The organism is Enterovibrio baiacu (genome assembly GCF_004120195.1).
Taxonomy (GTDB): Bacteria; Pseudomonadota; Gammaproteobacteria; order Enterobacterales; family Vibrionaceae; genus Enterovibrio; species Enterovibrio baiacui.
The window spans coordinates 15,725-31,669 of the sequence record NZ_SCHN01000016.1 but is presented as its reverse complement, the minus strand read 5'-3'; the positions used below and the strand labels follow the sequence as shown (position 1 = coordinate 31,669).

Below are 15,945 nucleotides of genomic sequence, written 5' to 3'. Positions count from 1 at the left end.
ACAACAAGAATGAAGAAACACTCTACAACACATAAGAAGAATCAACGCGGCGTTGTCTCCATCGAATTTTCCATCGGAGCGATTTTCCTGTTCTATGTATTTTTCCTTTGGGCGGAAATATGCATCATGGGTTTTATTTCTTCATCCTTAGATTACTCAATATCAGAGGCATCAAGAATAGCAAGAACATCTTCTAATTCAGATTACAAAGCCATCTTTGAACAAGAATTAAATAAAAAGACCAATTTATGGGCAAAATTTCTCGACACAGAAAAGTTTGAAGTCTCTGTAAAGTACTTTGAATCCTTTGACCAAGTCTCTGATGATAGCGTTACGGGGAGCGATGATAGAGAAGATAAGCCCATTGCGTTATATCGCGTCAGCTATGACTACTCATTAGTTTTTAGTGGTTACTTTTCGCGCGACACTGTCACATTGTCACGAGAAGTATTTGGTGTTCAAGAATTTGAACGCAATGAATTCAGTCAGTGATTCTCCCTAAAAAGTATGCCTAACCTCATGAAAAATATAACTAGAAAGTGTCGCAACACCAGTAATCAAAACGGCGTATTCATCATTGAATTTGCCTTTGTACTTCTGGCTTTTAGTTTTTTGATTGTCTTCACGATGGATTTAGTCGCAAAGCAGTCAGTAAAAGGAAAGCTAGATCGTCTTTCATATTCACTCGTCAGTGTTTTGCGCGAACGCACTCAGCTGTTCGACGGCGATGAAACCATATCTTATCAAGAGGCCACCAAAGCTTACAACCTCATACGGAAATCATTGACTAACACTCTCGCCCCTTTTGAAGAATCTCGCTTGGGTGTACTCATCGAACAGCAGCGTTTTGATGAGGATAAAAACCCAATCAGTCAAAACACCAATGAGCACATTTTCAATTTGGGACCTTATGCATGCCCGGCCATAGAACCGCTGGCAGACATGCAAGAACTCGCACCAATCACTCAGTTCGACAACAGATTAACGCTCTATCAGGTCACGTTGTGTTACCGCACAGACAACTGGTTTGGGTCATTAATTGACGAAGAATACGAACGGGTTAGATCCGCTTCCATTTCATTTGGTAGGTAAGAAACGATGAAACTACAACAACAAAAGAAACAGAGAGGCGTAGCGGCCATCATGTTTGTGGTTATTTTTCCCACCTTTTTCGCTCTTTTCGTGCTGGGTGTGGAGGCAACAAGATATCTACAAACACATGCACGATTTGGTGATGCCGTCGAGATGGCGTCATTAGCCGTTGCTGCAAACGCCTCGACATTAGATTCAGAAAACAAAAAACTCGCCAAAGAATATGCTCAAGCATATGTGCCCGATGGCAGCATTGATCTGTCCAAAATACGCATTATCAAAAAAAGTTGTGATGAGATATACGGAGAGCAATGCGGAAAACCAAACGTCTATGACGAAGAAGGGCTTGTTTTTACGCAATATAACGTTGTTGTGAAGTCTGACTTTACTTCTTGGTATCCTGAAGATGATTTTGCCCATGGATTTGACGAGACTGTCACGATGGGAACGAACGCAGTCTCTCGAAAGTATCAAGGTTTCACCATTGATGTCGCTTTTGTCGCTGACTTTTCTGGCTCAATGAAAGACCCATGGAATGGCCAAACGAAATATCGCGGCGTTATCAACGTTATTGAAGATATTACAGAGAAGCTTGAATCATTCAATGAATCTACTGAGCAAGAGCTAGACGGAAAACGTCTGCTAAACCGAGCCGCATTTATTGGCTATAACCTGTATACAAGTAATGGGACCTCATATTTTAGTAATGTTTCGTACACAAGCAACGCAAGCCTGTCTAGAGAATGGTGGACTAACACGCCTCGCATTGCCTTTGCCAGTACCATTGCAAACCCTTTAAACACTGGTTCTAAACGCATTAATGGTCGAGTTTCAGGTGATGATTCCTCATATTTTCGAACAGTGGACTTAACCGACGACTTCCCAAACTTCCGTTCGACAATTAATCAATTCAGCCCCAATCACGGTACTGCTTCTTATGAAGGGATAATCGCTGCCGCAAAATTGTTGGAACAAGGAGAGAATGTTCGGAAACTCATCATTGTTTTGTCAGATGGCGAAGATTCGGTAAATCAAAACAACTCCGATGATGACAGGTACCCAGGCTACGCCGCATCGCGACTCTATAATGGCGGATTATGTAGCAATATCCTTAATGATCTCGAAGCCTTAGAAGTTGATGGCCGTTCCGTTGAGGCAAAAATTGCAGTCATTGGATTTGACTACAACATTGCTGAAAACCCGGGCTTACAGACATGTGCAGGTGCTGAAAATGTTCAATCTGCCAACTCTTATCAAGAAATTTACGACAACATTCTCGAGCTGATTAGTGAAGAGGTTGGCCACTTATATTACAAAAACTACGAATAAACATTGGAGACATTATGAAAACTGCCTTTACCCTGCCGGCCTTATTTTTGGCGATGAGTGTGTCGTCGTTTTCGAGCGCTGCGGCTGAATTGTCTGCCACTGTGTTTGAAGATATTTGTGCAGATAAAAACACGGAAGTGGCGTTTACGGTCTCACTAGGACAATCCACCGAAGTGTTGTTCCACCGAGCGCAGTTTCTGCAACTGGAACGCCCGGTGGACGGCTTGCCTACCACGCCGCTTTTCATTGAAGCATTAGTGAATGCAGGGCTTAACAAGAAATGTGCGGAGTTTTTAACGCGGGAAACACCCACAGTGAAAACACATCACAATCAGCTTATTGCGATGGTGCATTTTGGCTTTGATAAAGCATCGCTGACATCGACGGGTAAGAAGATCTTGGCGGGCCTCATTGATAACATTAAGCGCTCAAACACTGGGCTTTCTATTGAAGGACATACAGACAGCACCGGTAGTCACGCCTACAACCTCAAGCTTGGTTTAAACCGTGCTGAATCGGTCAAACAATACCTTGCTACGAACACAGGTAAAGGCGATACCATCGCGACATTATCTCGCGGTGAAACGCAGCCAATCGCAAGTAACACAAGCAAGGCGGGACAAACGCAAAACCGTCGTGTTGAAGTGCGTGTTGCGTCAGCAAAAAGCGCGACGGTCACCACGCCAGTGGTTAAGCCTGCGTCTTCAGAAGCGTTGGTTATCACGCCGTAACACAGATATGTTCTCGTCGCTTCTTAACATGTCGCATGACTGCGGCATGTTTATTTTTGGCGAAAGCAAGAAAAAGCGTATTGCATCTTCAGGTCGTTTGGATATAGCGGTGTATACTTTCCTTGCCTCTTATCTGCGACTATCTTTAAGGCATGGAAGAAAATCCCCTTTAGACCTTTCTATTAAGTGACATCAATCGACGCCACGAGGCCACACTATGATTAATTGCAGTGACTACGACTATGTAGAAGTTGCTTGTTTGTTCCACTACCCCGTCAAGATCACGCTGAAATCTGGTGATGTGGTTGAAGGTATAGCTGAAGACACAACCCACAATGAAGACCGCGATGAGTGCCTCGTGCTCCGCCGCGATCGCCAAACGTCAGAGGTGGTACTGACCCAGATTCAAACCATCGACGTGCTGGTGAAAAACCCTCACTTCCAGCAAATGACATTTGGCCAAGCCTAGTCACTGTTTCCTTCTTATCTCGGGATTTAACAATGAAACGAAAATTCCATTTTCAATTTCAATTCGAAACATTACACTGAGTTGAGATGATAAGAATCGGAATTTTCTATGGCAACGGCTACTCACCTCGCTGAATTGCAACAACAAATACGTCACCGCTACCATGACCTAAGCAAACGCCTCCAACAGGTGGCGTATTATGTCTTGGACAACCCCAATAGCATTGCCTTCGATACCGTCGCCGTTATCGCCATACATGCAAGCGTTCCCCCTTCGACACTGATTCGTTTTGCGAATGCCTTTGAGTTCAGCGGCTTCAATGAAATGAAGCAGCTTTTTCGTAAGAACCTCGTTGAAGAAACCAGCAGTTACACAGAACGCGCGAAGTTACTTCAGGCGCGCGAGGGCGAGCATCAATCGCTCGACACCCCAGCAGATGTGCTCATGCAGTTCAGCCAAGCCAATGCCGTTGCGTTGCAAGAGATGCCTTCAACGATTCCGTCAGAGTTGCTCGACAATGCCGTCACCTTGCTAGAAAACGCCGAGACTATCTATGTGGTCGGAATGCGTCGCTCGTTCAGTATCGCCGCCTACTTCGCCTATGCCCTTCGTCATCTCGAACGCCGAGTCGTGCTGGTGGATGGATTTGGTGGCATGGCGAATGAGCAAATGGCATTGGTGTCTGAACGCGATGTGGTGGTTTCAGCGAGTTTCCCTGCGTATTCAGAGGAAACGGTATCACTATGCGAACGCGCTGCGGCATCAAATGCCAAGCAGATTGTGTTCACCGATAGCCAAGTCAGCCCTCTGGCGGCGAACAGTGATGTGTGTTTTGTGGTGAAAGAAGCGGAAGTGGAATCTTTTCGTTCTCAAGCCGCGAGTATGTGTTTGGCACAAACACTCGCTGTTTCACTGGCGTTTCGCTTGAGCCAAACAGGTTAAATCAACGCCAGTAAACCATCGTACGAGAGCTTTGCGCCGGACAGGAACAAGAACAAATAGCAAAGCTGGTAGATGCGCGTTTGACTGACTCGGTGTAGCAACCAAACCCCCATTGACACGCCGAGAGGCGCAAAAGGCATTAGCACCAGTGCTGTCAGCACATTGGTGGCGTCAAACTCGCCGCTTAATGCATAAGGCACAAGCTTTGCCACATTCAGCAGCGCGAAAAATACCGCCATGGTGGCGATTAAGGTGACCTTTTCCAGTTTTAGCGGCAACAAATAGATACTGGCAGGTCCACCACCTGCATGAATGGTCGTGCTCGAAAATCCACTCACCGTCCCCCACACGGTTGCGCCAATAGTGCTATTAGTTTTCACTGCCTGTGCGCTATTCGCGAACATTGACCAGACATACTGAGCACAGAACCACAGGGACAGCACACCAATCGTCAGTTTCAAACCTGCTTGCGGCACCACATTGATATAAACACCTGCAATGATCACCCCCACCAGCGCGCCTGGCAGCATCTTCTTTATTACCGAGTAATCCGCATTCTTGTAGTGATAGCGCACCGCAAACACATCCATCACACACAGAATGGGCAACAAGATCGCTGCGGCCTGCAATGGCGATACTGCAAACGCCATTAAGGGAACAGCGATAATGCCGAGTGCCCCTCCTAACCCGCCTTTGCCAATACCGTAAATCAGCACCGCGGGAACAGACAGAAAATAGAAAATCGGGTCGGTAATGATCGCCAAGCATTCATCCTTAACAGCAGTTCGTGAGCATGTCATCATCGCTCAACACAACGTCATTCTTCGCCTTGCTCATGAGAATGACGAAAAAAGACCCGCAATATGCGGGTCTTAGTGAACGGTGTGGGCAGATTTAGCCGTCCCAGTTCATGCCATATTCCTCGGCAGAGGCTTGCATCCAAAGCGCGATGTAGTCAGCGAAACTCCGGCGTACAATCAAATCGTAGCTGTTTTCACTGTTGTGCTTCATAAACACCTGCGCTTTGGCAAACGTGGTGCCGACACATTTCCCTACGGGGAAGTAACCGTCATCCACGTCATAAGGCACAGATTTTTTCAGTACATCTTTCGCGTGAGAGCCCGTCAAGGTGACCAGCGTTTGCCCACCGGTGACATCCGTTACCGAATAATGGCCTTGCAGCTTATCGCGCAGCGCCGCTTCTGTTTCTGCCGCTGATTGCGATGCACTTAAGATCAACCACTCGTCCGGCGCGAGCCACCACACTTGGCGTTCATCGGTTTCAGAAGACCTTGATGCTGAGATAGGCAGTGCTTGTCCCAGTGCCGCTTCAGCGGCTGACGCAAATTCAGCCGTTGGCTCACCACGCAAAATCACATGGCTAACGTTTTTGTGCTCATGCAAATGAACACCTGGTGCATGTGTACCCGCGTTGGAACCTAAATGATGTAACGCTGATTCAAAGCGCGCGCCGTTTTCTGGCACCATCAACGTCGATGCAGGCGTTTCCGGTTCTGCGCCAGCGGCCTTTTCGTTTTTCGGATCATAGAAAATCGAACTACAGATTTCTGCTTTCAGCACCGTGCCATCGGCCAATGGGAAGTAGACGTGCTCTCCCATGCGGTTCAAGCCATCTTTGATTAATCCAAACGCAATGGAGTACCCCAAGTTTGCGCTGAAGTAAGAAGAGCTGACGTGGCCTACCATGGTCATCGGAATGGGTTCATCGGGGTCATTCACCGCTTGCGCACCCTCAGGGATCACCTTGTAAGGTTCGGTACACTTCAAACCCACTAGCTGTTTGCGATCGGTACGGATTGTGTCCTCACGGGCCCATGAGCGACGGCCAATGAAGCTGTAGGTTTTCTGTTTACCCGTGATCCAACCCATGTTGAGATCTTGCGGCGTCACAGAGCCATCCGTGTCCTGACCGACAATGATGAAGCCTTTTTCGGCGCGCAGAATGTGCATGGTCTCGGTGCCATAAGGCGTGATCCCAAACGGTTCGCCCGCGCTCATCACATGTTCCCACACGAACAGACCGTGGTTCGCATTCACGTTGATTTCGAACGACAACTCACCCGTAAAACTGATACGGAACACACGCGCATCAACGCCCGCTACCTTCATGGTCTTCCAACTCATGAACGGCATCGTTTCTTCCGAAATATCTTCATCGCCAACCAATTGCTGCAACACATTGCGGCTGTGGGGGCCAGAAATGGTCATGGTCGCCCAATGGTCAGTCACACTCGTGAAGAACACCTCAAGCTCAGGCCATTCCGTTTGATGCCACAACTCTAACCAACGCAGCACGCCTGCCGCCCCACCAGATGTGGTGGTCATGATGAAGTGATCATCGCTGATGCACGAGGTCACCCCATCGTCGAACACCATGCCGTCTTCGTGACACATAAAGCCATATCGACAGCGACCAGGGGCAAGCTTGTCCCAGCCATTGGTGTAGATACGATTGAGGAAGGTACGCGCATCCTTGCCTTGAATATCGATTTTACCCAAGGTGGATGCGTCGAGAATGCCGACGCCTTCGCGGGTCGCCTTGCACTCACGCGCTAGCGTTTGCTCCATGGTTTCATTCCCTTTCGGGAAATACCAAGGGCGTTTCCATTGACCAACATCTTCAAACTTTGCGCCTTTTTCCACGTGCCAAGCATGCATGGCTGTATAACGGCATGGATCAAACAAATGCCCCGCATCTTGCCCTGCCAACGCGCCAAACGTGACAGGGGTGTACATCGGGCGGAAGATTGTCGTGCCCGTTTCTGCAATGGTTTTACCCATCGCATTCGCCGCGATCGCCATGCCATTGATGTTGCCGGTCTTGCCCTGATCCGTACCAAAACCCATCGCGGTATAACGTTTGATGTGTTCAATGGACTCATAGCCTTCACGCACCGCAAGCTCAATGCCTGCGGCGGTGACATCGTTTTGGAAATCAACAAACTGTTTGGGTGCGCGGCTCACTGGCAATCGGTGAGGCACCAAATACATCGCCATGGCAGGCGCCGTAAGCCAATCATCCACCATAGGTAACGGCATATCTTCCAGGTGCACATCGAGGCTTTCCGAAATGCGCATCGCCGCACCCGCGCCGCTCAACATCGCGTGAGATAACGTGCCATCGCCATCGACTGCGCCCGCATACTCCATCCCTTTGACGTAATCTGAAGGCACAAAAGCCGCAATGTCATCCCGCCAAACGGGGCGACCGCCAATGTGGCAACTCAAATGCAGTGCCGGGCTCCAACCGCCACTCGATGCCACGGTGTCACAAGAAATGACTTCCATCACGCCCGTCACCGTTTTGCCTTCTTTATCGATAGGCACCACTTCCGCCGCGGTAATTTCAGCACTGCCTTGCAGGTTCGCGATGCCATGACCAAAGATAACCCTAATCCCAAGCGCTTTCGCCTGTTCGATACGATCGCCTTCAGCATACGCACGGGTATCGACAATCGCCGCAACGGTGCGGCCACTTTCATGCCAATCCAATGCCGCGTTGTAGCCCTCGTCGTTTGAAGTCATCACCAGCAGAGTATCCCCCGGTGCCACGCCGTAACGACGCAAATAAATCGACACCGCAGATGTCAGCATGCTGCCCGGAAGGTCATTGTTACCAAACACCAATGGACGTTCTATCGCCCCTGTTGCCAACAACACATGTTCGGCACGAATGTGATGAATTCGCTGACGAACCCCGCCTTGCTGCTCGCCAAGGTGGTCGGTTTTGCGTTCAAGCACACCGACAAAATTATGGTCGTAATAGCCAAATGCCGTACTCCTTGATAGGAGCATGCAGTGATGATCGGCCCTGAGTATCTCAAGGGTTTCATCAAGCCATTCTGTGGCAGGCTTGCCGTCAATCGTCTCGCGGCAATGCAAAAGACTGCCGCCCATTTCCGACTGTTCATCCACCACGATAACGCGTAAACCTTGCCCCACCAGCCTGCGTGCAGCCATTAAACCCGCCGCGCCTGCGCCGATGATCAACACTTCGCAGTGTTGTTGCATTTTGTCGTATTTGTCCGGATCATTCCCGCGTGGGGTTTCACCTAAACCCGCCGCATTTCGAATGTGTTTTTCGTAGGTTGGCCAGAGCGATTCTGGGTACATAAAGGTTTTGTAATAGAAACCGGCTGGCATCATGGAGCCACTGAGTTTCCCGATGACAGACAAGGCATCATTTTCCAAACTCGGCCACGCATTCACGACCTTTGCATCTAACCCGTCATAAAGCTCGGTTTGGGTCGCACGTTGATTCGGTAGTTCAGATTCTGGCGTTGAGCCAATCTGCAAGATCGCATTGGGTTCTTCGGCGCCCGCACCCAAAATGCCTCGAGGTCGGTGATATTTAAAACTGCGCCCCACCACTTTGATGCCGTTAGCTAACATTGCAGACGCCAAGGTGTCACCTTGATGACCTTGGAAGGTTTTGCCGTTGAACGTGAACGTCAGCGAGGTATTGCGATCAATGCGCCCGCCCTCAGAGAGGCGATTTTTCTGGCTCATACGCGTGCCTCCCCGTTAGGTGTGTTTGTTTCGCTGTCATCACTCGGTGGCTTTTCACCGATTTTATAAACCGCTTCAATCTCGTAGGTGACGGTGTTGCGCTGAACATTGAAATACTTTCGGCAACCCGCCGTGTGTTGCCACATTTCACGATGGCTGCCTTTGATGTTCTTGCGGTGGAAAAGATAGCGACCCCATTCATCATCTGACAAGGCATCAGGATCTAACGGCCTGATGATGTGCGCTTCGCCACTATACGTAAATTCTGGTTCTTCCCTGAGTTCTTCACAGTAAGGGCAATAAATCCTTAGCATGTCTTTTCCTTTCTCAACAAAGCGTCTTCTTCAACACGCGTTTTGTTCCACTTGAAGTGCGCAACGCGGTGTATGTTGTTTGAGTGAATCCCCATGAGCACCCATCAGTGCGCCACGCCGGCCGCACCATGTTCATCAATCAAATGGCCGCTGATAAAGCGATTGAGCTTGAACGGCGCAGCCAATGGATGTGGGTTGTCTTTCGCGATCGTGTGGGCAAACACATGGCCCGAGCCCGGCGTTGCCTTAAAGCCCCCCGTGCCCCAGCCACAGTTGAAGTACAACCCTTCCACGTCCGTTTGACTGATGATCGGACACGCATCTGGTGTGGTATCGACAATGCCGCCCCAATGGCGGTTCATGCGCACGCGACTGAGGAAGGGGAACATCTCGACAATGGCGGAAATTGTATGTTCGATGATCGGGAACGAACCGCGCTGACCGAAGCCGTTATAACTGTCGATACCCGCACCGATAACGAGATCGCCTTTGTCAGATTGGCTGATATACCCATGCACCTGATTCGACATGATCACCGTATCAATACAGGGTTTAAGTGGCTCAGACACCATGGCCTGAAGAGGATGAGATTCAATCGGCAGCGTCATGTTTGCCATGCGCGCTAGCTCACCGGAGTTACCCGCAACAACACAGCCGACTTTGCCCGCGCCAATAAACCCATTCGGGGTTTCAACACCTTTGATTTTGCCGCCTTCGATGCGAAGACCAGTGACTTCCGTTTGCTGAAGCATGTCGACGCCAAGCTGGTCAGCCGCCCGCGCAAAACCCCACGCGACGGCATCATGACGGGCAACGCCCCCACGGGGTTGCCAGCTAGCGCCCATCACGGGGTAGCGCGCACGTTCAGAGCAATCGAGCAACGGCACCAAATCTTGCACGCCCGCGGTGTCGAGCACTTGACTGTCGATGCCATTCAAACGGTTAGCACTGACACGGCGCTCAATGTCGCGCATGTCTTGCAAGGTGTGCCCAAGGTTGAGCACGCCGCGTTGACTAAACATCAAGTTGAAATTGAGTTCTTGCGAGAGCCCTTCCCACAGTTTGAGTGAGTGCTCGTAGAGTTGTGCCGCTTCATCCCACAGGTAGTTTGAACGCACAATCGTGGTGTTTCGCGCCGTATTCCCGCCGCCAAGCCACCCTTTTTCAACCACAGCAACGTTCTTTACGCCACACTCTTTGGCTAGGTAATACGCCGTCGCCAGCCCATGTCCGCCGCCACCCACAATGATCACGTCGTAATAGGGTTTTGGCGTAGGGTTACGCCATGCACGCTGCCAGTTTTCGTGAAACGTGAGCGCATGTTTAAACAACCCAAACCCTGAATAATTTGTCATTCCGTTGTCCTGAATCACTGATGAATCAAACGCGTTCCCGATGCATGCGGGTTGCTTAAAAAAGTGTAGCTATTTCATTGCTCTCACGCGCAAAAACGCTGACTTTATCTCAAACATGGTAATGCGCCCCCAGTGGGGTAAAGTGCGGTTTTGCGCCTGAGTTTGACGTTATTGCGACACTGCGTGAGCTCGCTTTTTAGTACCAATAAAAAGCACGGCATTCGGCCAAACGCTATGATGGGAGTGAGGGAACGTATGAAAGGCTCGTCAGGAAGAGAACATCACGATATGCAGAAAAAAAAAGCGTTCAGAGAAATCCCGCAACTTGAGAGTGATTCCACCCTCGCGCCACACTCGCTGCACCACTACATCAGTAGCCAAGATGCTTCAACCTGCTTTTCTACCTTGCCGACCGAAACGCCACTCGCCATCAGCTTCAATGGCGTCAGTCATGCAGTGATGATGACAACCCCGCAAGACATCGACGATTTTATTTATGGCTTTTCACTGACCGAGCGCATCATCAATGATTGCAACGAGATCCACGAGATCAGCCTCGATCAGGAAAACGACGCCATTCTTGCTGATGTTCAACTCGCTAACCGCGCCAATGCTCGCCTCACACAAGCTAAACGGCATTTGGCCGGACGAACCGGTTGCGGAATTTGTGGCGCTGAATCCTTAAGCCAAGCCATTCCTGATTTATCGCCCATGGGCGGCGAAAAGCCGCTCGATGACGACAAGATCTTGGCGCTGCGAGAAACCCTTCGCCAATGGCAATCACTCGGGCACATCAGCGGAGCGATCCACGCTGCCATGCTGGTTGATCATCAGGGGGAGATTTTACTGTGCAGAGAAGACATTGGCAGGCACAACGCACTTGATAAAACGCTGGGGGCCGCAATGCGAGGCCGCGTGTTGCAGCCAGCACACACCTTGTTAGTCACGAGCCGTTGCAGCATTGAGTTAGTGCAAAAAGCCGTCATGGCGGGGGTGGGTTCATTGATCACGCTCGGCACCCCCACTTCGTTGGCGGTGAACACAGCGATCGCCACAAACCTCAACCTTATTCACCTACCTCGCCAAGATGCGCCTCGGTTTTATAATCGCGTGACGGCATAACAAAGCATGCTCGTGTCGCGCATGCTTTTGTTGAAGAACACCATGAAGACACAGCACCTCCTATCACCAAATATCTGAATCCCCCCGCAGATAGCAAAACGCGCACGAGAAGATCCCATCAATAAGCCAACATCCCTTTTTCATCAGTGATTTAATGGTCGAAAAAAGAGGCAAACGCCCTCATTCGTCAGAAACTATTGGTTAAACAAGGACGTCACCATGCTGTACACAAACGAAAAACCGCGTCAACAAAGTACCCCGCCAAAGGCTGCAAACTTCTTGCACGTCTCGCTGGCTTTGTGCCTTCTTTCTATCTTGATGGGCGTACTCTTTTTTGTCATTGAAGACATGCTTGGGTTTGAAGTGCCCAGTGCAGGCGTCATTTCTACTGCAGTACCAGCCATGATGACGGGCTTTTATTTTGGCCATAAGACTGAAACCCTGATGTCGGCAGAAACACGTTGGCTCGCCATTTTGGTATGGACAAGTGCAAGCTACTTCTATGTGTTGGCCGCGTTTCAATATCATGGTTTGTCTTTGTCAGATCTTTTTGAGGAGTTTGGCAGTTTTGTATGGGTATTTGCGGGTTTCACAGCCCTGATGGCGGTGCTGAGTTATTTTGTGATCAAATCAGGCGAAAAGACAGGCATCAAGAACAAGATAAAAACGCGAGAGAAACTCGCCAATCGGGCTTGATGAGTGAAAGGACATCAGAAACAAAAAAGCCAGTGCATCTCTGAGGCACTGGCTTTTTTTGGTATCTTGCGTTCGGCAATCAGTCTTTCGCGATTTTCACACGAATGGCGTTGCCTGCCACACTGCTCATGTTCAAGCTAGCGATCGCTTTTTTCGCTTCATCATCATTGGCCATTTCAACAAATGCGAAGCCTTTAGACAGGCCTGTTTCTTGGTCTAATACCAGCGAACACTGACCTACAGAGCCGTGAGCAGAAAACAGAACACGGATTTCATGTTCAGTGGTAGTGCGAGCAAGGTTACGAACGAGAAGTTTCATAGGAGACCATTCAGGTATAAGGAAATCGGGCGGATTGTCTCAGGTTATGCGACCTATACCAAGGAATTAATGCGTTCCTCCTCGTATCGGCACTGCGAAAGGTTCCAGCAGCAAGCAAAAAGGGAGGCGAGAGCAACGTCAGATCGCCGATGAATAACAAGAAATTTAGTACCTACTCAATACTAAATCGGTCGCAGTTTTCCCTCTCCCAATGCCAAATCACCCCCCTCATGATTACCCTGCTCTTTTGCCAAAGAATAAGGACATTCTTAGCGATGCGCAGCGAAGATAAATTTCACACTTGGAAACATCGCCGAAAGCAGGGTATGTTCGTGTACGTTCTCCGCCTCTTTTTACTGGTTTCTTGTCCCATCCTGATTGGCGCATTCCTTGGCCTTTTCAACTATGCCGACCCTTCGTTCATTCACATCCTCTTCCTTTATCTCCCACTATACTTACTCACATTCGTTTTCGTCGTCATGACCTACAGTGTGCTGGTTTGGTATGCCAAAGAAGCAAGCTTCAAACGTCGATTAAGAAAGCGACTCGAACAATCTCACTGCCTTTGAGAGCAACACAATGATAAACATCGTCGCCATTGACCATCTCGTACTAAGAACCACCCACCTTGACGATATGCTCACGTTTTATGTGAACATTCTGGGCTGTTCGATAGAGCGTCAAACGTCTGAACAAACGGGCCTCACCCAATTGCGTGCTGGCAATGCATTGATTGATATCGTCACCGTTGACAGCGAACTGGGCGCGATGGGTGGCGGTGCACCAAAGGCTTCGGGCAACAACCTTGATCATTTTTGCCTGCAAATAGCGCCTCGGTCCGAAGGCGACATTCTTCAACACCTCAACCAACACGGCGTCGAAACGCCCGCATTTACAAAACGGTATGGCGCTCAAGGTTATGGGAATTCGCTGTATATCAAGGATCCCGAAGGCAACACCGTTGAGCTTCGCTGCACGCTCAGTTAAATGCCGTTTTGGAGTACAAATTCCGACAAACAAACATCAACATTCGTTCTCATTTAAACATCTCATCACCTTCATCATTCCCTTCAAACGCAACCTCACACCTCGCCTTGAGTGAGTGCATATCTATTCGCCTAAGTATTGTTTTCGATACAGATTTATCACTAAACGTAGATGTACAGTAAACTCGCACTTTTTCCGCCCTGTGTTGTGACTTTTAAGCAAAGAAAGGAACACACGCAGAAAACGGTGCAAACAAAGAAGGGTTAGTAAAAAGCATAAAATAAAAAGGATTTTGTAATGCAGAAATGTCAGTGGTTGATTTGCCTTTCACTCGCGGCAACGCCAGCCGTCGCGAACATAGCAGATCAAGACATCTACCTGGCTGCCAGCCTTGGTGCGCATGAGTTCGCGGACGAAACCGGTGGAAAGTTCGGTATCCATTTTGGTGGAAAAAACATCTTCGAAGGCGGCTTTATGCTCGGGGGTGAGTTGGCGTTTTCAAAAATCACCAACGATGACTTTGAGAAGCGATACTCGGGAGATAAAGAGGATTACTCTCTTGCCGCCAACGTGCCAATTGGGAAACGTTTTGAGCTTGGTGGTGAAAATGCGATTGATGCGTATGGCCTTATCGGATACTCGTCACTTCGCGTCTATTCCGATACTGCCAGTGAACGTCTTGATGGCATTCGTTGGGGAGCGGGTGTGGATGGAAACTTCTCGAACTTCCTTGTCGGTCTTCGTTACACACAAGGTAAGTTAGACAGTGATCTTATGGACGACTTTACGGAGAAGAACCTTAGCTTGCAGTTTGGCTATCGCTTTCAGCTCTAGAACAACAACATCGCGATGAAGTAATCCAAAACGGCGTTCGCGATGAGCGCCGTTTTTGCATTCAAAGCAAAGGTATTGCTTCGTTTTTCTGACTAGCAGAGCAAGGCAACACACACAGGATTGCCCGTCGCAAATTCATGCCCAGACGGCGAGAGCAAACCTGTTGTTTTATCAACGCGGTAACTCACGAGGTTGCTGGTATTTTGGTTAGCAACCACCAGCCATTCACCATCATGCGTGAGATTAAAATCTCTCGGGTTGATACCATTTGTGCTTATCGTTTGTTGTAAAGATAGCGTGTTGTTGTTTTCTATTTTAAGCACGCAAATGACATTTTGCTGACGGCCTGATACATATAAAAACTGCTCATCATTGGAAAGACGAATCGCTGCCGCAGCGCCGCCATCATTGTGTTTTTGAAAGGGCGAAAACGCTTGAACGATCTTCCAAACACCATTCTCCTCTCTCTCAAGCACGGTCACTTCTTCGGATAACTCACACAGCACATAGGCGAGCGTTTCTTGCTGATTAAACACCAAATGGCGCGGACCACTGCCGGGCGGGAAAACCACATGCTGCGCATTCTCTCGATCAAGGTGCGCGTCGGACACAGGGTAAAAGCTCACGCGATCGGTGCCCAGATCGACGGTGACTAAGGTGTTTGACGTTGCCAAAAATTGAGCGAAATGGGCGTGTGGCGCATCTTGTCGATCAGGGTTTGCCCCCGCACCCGTGTGCTGCACAGTATCAAAGTGTGTGAGTGACCCTTGTTCAAGGCGATACACGCTAAAACTGCCAGAACCGTAGTTTGATGCCACCACCATATCCTGTGTTGCATTCACTGAAACGTGGCACGGATAATCGCCGTCAATCGCGACCGATGACACTTCATTGATAATGCCATCGCGATGCGTCAGAAATCCGATGCTTGCGCCCTCTTGTCGCGCGAACTCAGTCACCGCAAATACATGCTCGTCAGCAACGGTCACATAGGAGGGATTCTCGCAGCGCGACACGATAGCCGGTGCAGAAAATGCGCCTGTTTGAGCATTAAGGTCAACGGCAAGAATACCTTCACCCTCACCATCAATGCTGCCCATCGGTTGGGTGTAGCTACCAATCAATAATCTGTGTGTCACCGCCATCTGCTGCGCCTTTCCTTATCACATTTAGAGGGAGAGATACTAACAGAGACCGCCATCAAATCAGCACGCTAAAGTGTTGA

General features: G+C 49.3%; 16 protein-coding genes. 10 read left to right on the top strand and 6 right to left on the bottom strand.

Features of this window, described 5'->3' with window-relative positions:
- The first annotated feature begins 9 nt into the window (after window positions 1–9).
- The 6 genes from EQP46_RS17420 (at window position 10) to EQP46_RS17395 (ending at window position 4,563) form a co-directional block, all read left to right on the top strand.
- Window positions 10–492, top strand: coding sequence for a TadE/TadG family type IV pilus assembly protein (locus tag EQP46_RS17420; RefSeq protein WP_129494860.1), 483 nt, complete (start codon window positions 10–12; stop codon window positions 490–492).
- Window positions 493–519: 27 nt separating this feature from the next.
- On the top strand, window positions 520–1,092 hold the full coding sequence (gene tadF / locus EQP46_RS17415; RefSeq protein WP_192545525.1) for a tight adherence pilus pseudopilin TadF: 573 nt from the start codon (window positions 520–522) through the stop codon (window positions 1,090–1,092).
- Window positions 1,093–1,098: 6 nt separating this feature from the next.
- Complete coding sequence (locus EQP46_RS17410; protein WP_129494858.1) at window positions 1,099–2,421, top strand: TadE/TadG family type IV pilus assembly protein; 1,323 nt, start codon at window positions 1,099–1,101, stop codon at window positions 2,419–2,421.
- Between the two features lie 14 nt (window positions 2,422–2,435).
- On the top strand, window positions 2,436–3,152 hold the full coding sequence (locus EQP46_RS17405) for an OmpA family protein (RefSeq protein WP_129494857.1): 717 nt from the start codon (window positions 2,436–2,438) through the stop codon (window positions 3,150–3,152).
- 217 nt (window positions 3,153–3,369) lie between these two features.
- On the top strand, window positions 3,370–3,621 hold the full coding sequence (locus EQP46_RS17400; protein ID WP_129494856.1) for a Rho-binding antiterminator: 252 nt from the start codon (window positions 3,370–3,372) through the stop codon (window positions 3,619–3,621).
- A 108-nt stretch (window positions 3,622–3,729) separates the two neighbouring features.
- The gene (locus EQP46_RS17395; protein WP_129494855.1) at window positions 3,730–4,563 is read left to right on the top strand and encodes a MurR/RpiR family transcriptional regulator; all 834 of its coding nucleotides are present in this window, start codon (window positions 3,730–3,732) and stop codon (window positions 4,561–4,563) included.
- Here EQP46_RS17395 and EQP46_RS17390 read toward each other — a convergent pair.
- The 4 genes from EQP46_RS17390 to EQP46_RS17375 all read right to left on the bottom strand — a co-directional run bounded on the left by EQP46_RS17390 (window position 4,560) and on the right by EQP46_RS17375 (window position 10,762).
- Window positions 4,560–5,327, bottom strand: coding sequence for a sulfite exporter TauE/SafE family protein (locus tag EQP46_RS17390; RefSeq protein ID WP_129494854.1), 768 nt, complete (start codon window positions 5,325–5,327; stop codon window positions 4,560–4,562). The two genes, EQP46_RS17395 and EQP46_RS17390, sit on opposite strands and share 4 nt — an antisense overlap.
- 130 nt (window positions 5,328–5,457) lie before the next feature.
- Entirely contained in the window at window positions 5,458–9,093 is a 3,636-nt protein-coding gene (locus EQP46_RS17385; protein WP_129494853.1) for a sarcosine oxidase subunit alpha family protein, read from the bottom strand.
- Window positions 9,090–9,407: a sarcosine oxidase subunit delta gene (locus EQP46_RS17380; protein ID WP_129494852.1), complete on the bottom strand. Its 318-nt coding sequence runs from the start codon at window positions 9,405–9,407 to the stop codon at window positions 9,090–9,092. The genes EQP46_RS17385 and EQP46_RS17380 overlap by 4 nt, the downstream gene beginning before the upstream one ends.
- Window positions 9,408–9,511: 104 nt before the next feature.
- Complete coding sequence (locus tag EQP46_RS17375; RefSeq protein WP_129494851.1) at window positions 9,512–10,762, bottom strand: sarcosine oxidase subunit beta family protein; 1,251 nt, start codon at window positions 10,760–10,762, stop codon at window positions 9,512–9,514.
- Between the two features lie 288 nt (window positions 10,763–11,050).
- Between EQP46_RS17375 and fdhD the strand changes: the two genes are divergently transcribed.
- Together fdhD and EQP46_RS17365 are read left to right on the top strand one after the other, a co-directional pair.
- The gene (gene fdhD, locus EQP46_RS17370; RefSeq protein ID WP_129494850.1) at window positions 11,051–11,884 is read left to right on the top strand and encodes a formate dehydrogenase accessory sulfurtransferase FdhD; all 834 of its coding nucleotides are present in this window, start codon (window positions 11,051–11,053) and stop codon (window positions 11,882–11,884) included.
- A gap of 219 nt (window positions 11,885–12,103) precedes the next feature.
- Window positions 12,104–12,580 carry an ABZJ_00895 family protein gene (locus EQP46_RS17365; RefSeq protein WP_129494849.1) on the top strand — a complete coding sequence of 159 codons (477 nt, stop codon included), beginning with the start codon at window positions 12,104–12,106 and terminating at the stop codon, window positions 12,578–12,580.
- A gap of 79 nt (window positions 12,581–12,659) precedes the next feature.
- Here EQP46_RS17365 and EQP46_RS17360 read toward each other — a convergent pair whose 3' ends face one another.
- Window positions 12,660–12,899, bottom strand: a complete 240-nt coding sequence (locus EQP46_RS17360) for an RNA recognition motif domain-containing protein (RefSeq protein WP_129494848.1) — start codon at window positions 12,897–12,899, stop codon at window positions 12,660–12,662.
- 579 nt (window positions 12,900–13,478) lie between these two features.
- On the opposite strand from EQP46_RS17360, the gene EQP46_RS17350 reads away from it, so the two are divergent.
- Together EQP46_RS17350 and EQP46_RS17345 are read left to right on the top strand one after the other, a co-directional pair.
- On the top strand, window positions 13,479–13,886 hold the full coding sequence (locus tag EQP46_RS17350; protein WP_129494846.1) for a VOC family protein: 408 nt from the start codon (window positions 13,479–13,481) through the stop codon (window positions 13,884–13,886).
- 297 nt (window positions 13,887–14,183) lie between these two features.
- Window positions 14,184–14,720, top strand: a complete 537-nt coding sequence (locus EQP46_RS17345) for an outer membrane beta-barrel protein (protein ID WP_129494845.1) — start codon at window positions 14,184–14,186, stop codon at window positions 14,718–14,720.
- Window positions 14,721–14,812: 92 nt separating this feature from the next.
- Here EQP46_RS17345 and EQP46_RS17340 read toward each other — a convergent pair whose 3' ends face one another.
- A complete protein-coding gene (locus EQP46_RS17340; RefSeq protein WP_129494844.1) occupies window positions 14,813–15,865 on the bottom strand; it encodes a lactonase family protein in 1,053 nt (350 codons plus the stop codon).
- Window positions 15,866–15,945 lie beyond the last annotated feature (80 nt).

Coding starts and splice junctions, on each gene's coding strand:
- EQP46_RS17360 (WP_129494848.1), bottom strand. CDS start 12,899: ATGAAACTTCTCGTTCGTAACCTTGCTCGCACTACCACTGAACATGAA.
- EQP46_RS17400 (WP_129494856.1), top strand. CDS start 3,370: ATGATTAATTGCAGTGACTACGACTATGTAGAAGTTGCTTGTTTGTTC.
- fdhD (WP_129494850.1), top strand. CDS start 11,051: ATGCAGAAAAAAAAAGCGTTCAGAGAAATCCCGCAACTTGAGAGTGAT.
- EQP46_RS17410 (WP_129494858.1), top strand. CDS start 1,099: ATGAAACTACAACAACAAAAGAAACAGAGAGGCGTAGCGGCCATCATG.
- EQP46_RS17340 (WP_129494844.1), bottom strand. CDS start 15,865: ATGGCGGTGACACACAGATTATTGATTGGTAGCTACACCCAACCGATG.
- EQP46_RS17385 (WP_129494853.1), bottom strand. CDS start 9,093: ATGAGCCAGAAAAATCGCCTCTCTGAGGGCGGGCGCATTGATCGCAAT.
- tadF (WP_192545525.1), top strand. CDS start 520: ATGAAAAATATAACTAGAAAGTGTCGCAACACCAGTAATCAAAACGGC.
- EQP46_RS17395 (WP_129494855.1), top strand. CDS start 3,730: ATGGCAACGGCTACTCACCTCGCTGAATTGCAACAACAAATACGTCAC.
- EQP46_RS17405 (WP_129494857.1), top strand. CDS start 2,436: ATGAAAACTGCCTTTACCCTGCCGGCCTTATTTTTGGCGATGAGTGTG.
- EQP46_RS17375 (WP_129494851.1), bottom strand. CDS start 10,762: ATGACAAATTATTCAGGGTTTGGGTTGTTTAAACATGCGCTCACGTTT.
- EQP46_RS17380 (WP_129494852.1), bottom strand. CDS start 9,407: ATGCTAAGGATTTATTGCCCTTACTGTGAAGAACTCAGGGAAGAACCA.
- EQP46_RS17420 (WP_129494860.1), top strand. CDS start 10: ATGAAGAAACACTCTACAACACATAAGAAGAATCAACGCGGCGTTGTC.
- EQP46_RS17365 (WP_129494849.1), top strand. CDS start 12,104: ATGCTGTACACAAACGAAAAACCGCGTCAACAAAGTACCCCGCCAAAG.
- EQP46_RS17345 (WP_129494845.1), top strand. CDS start 14,184: ATGCAGAAATGTCAGTGGTTGATTTGCCTTTCACTCGCGGCAACGCCA.
- EQP46_RS17350 (WP_129494846.1), top strand. CDS start 13,479: ATGATAAACATCGTCGCCATTGACCATCTCGTACTAAGAACCACCCAC.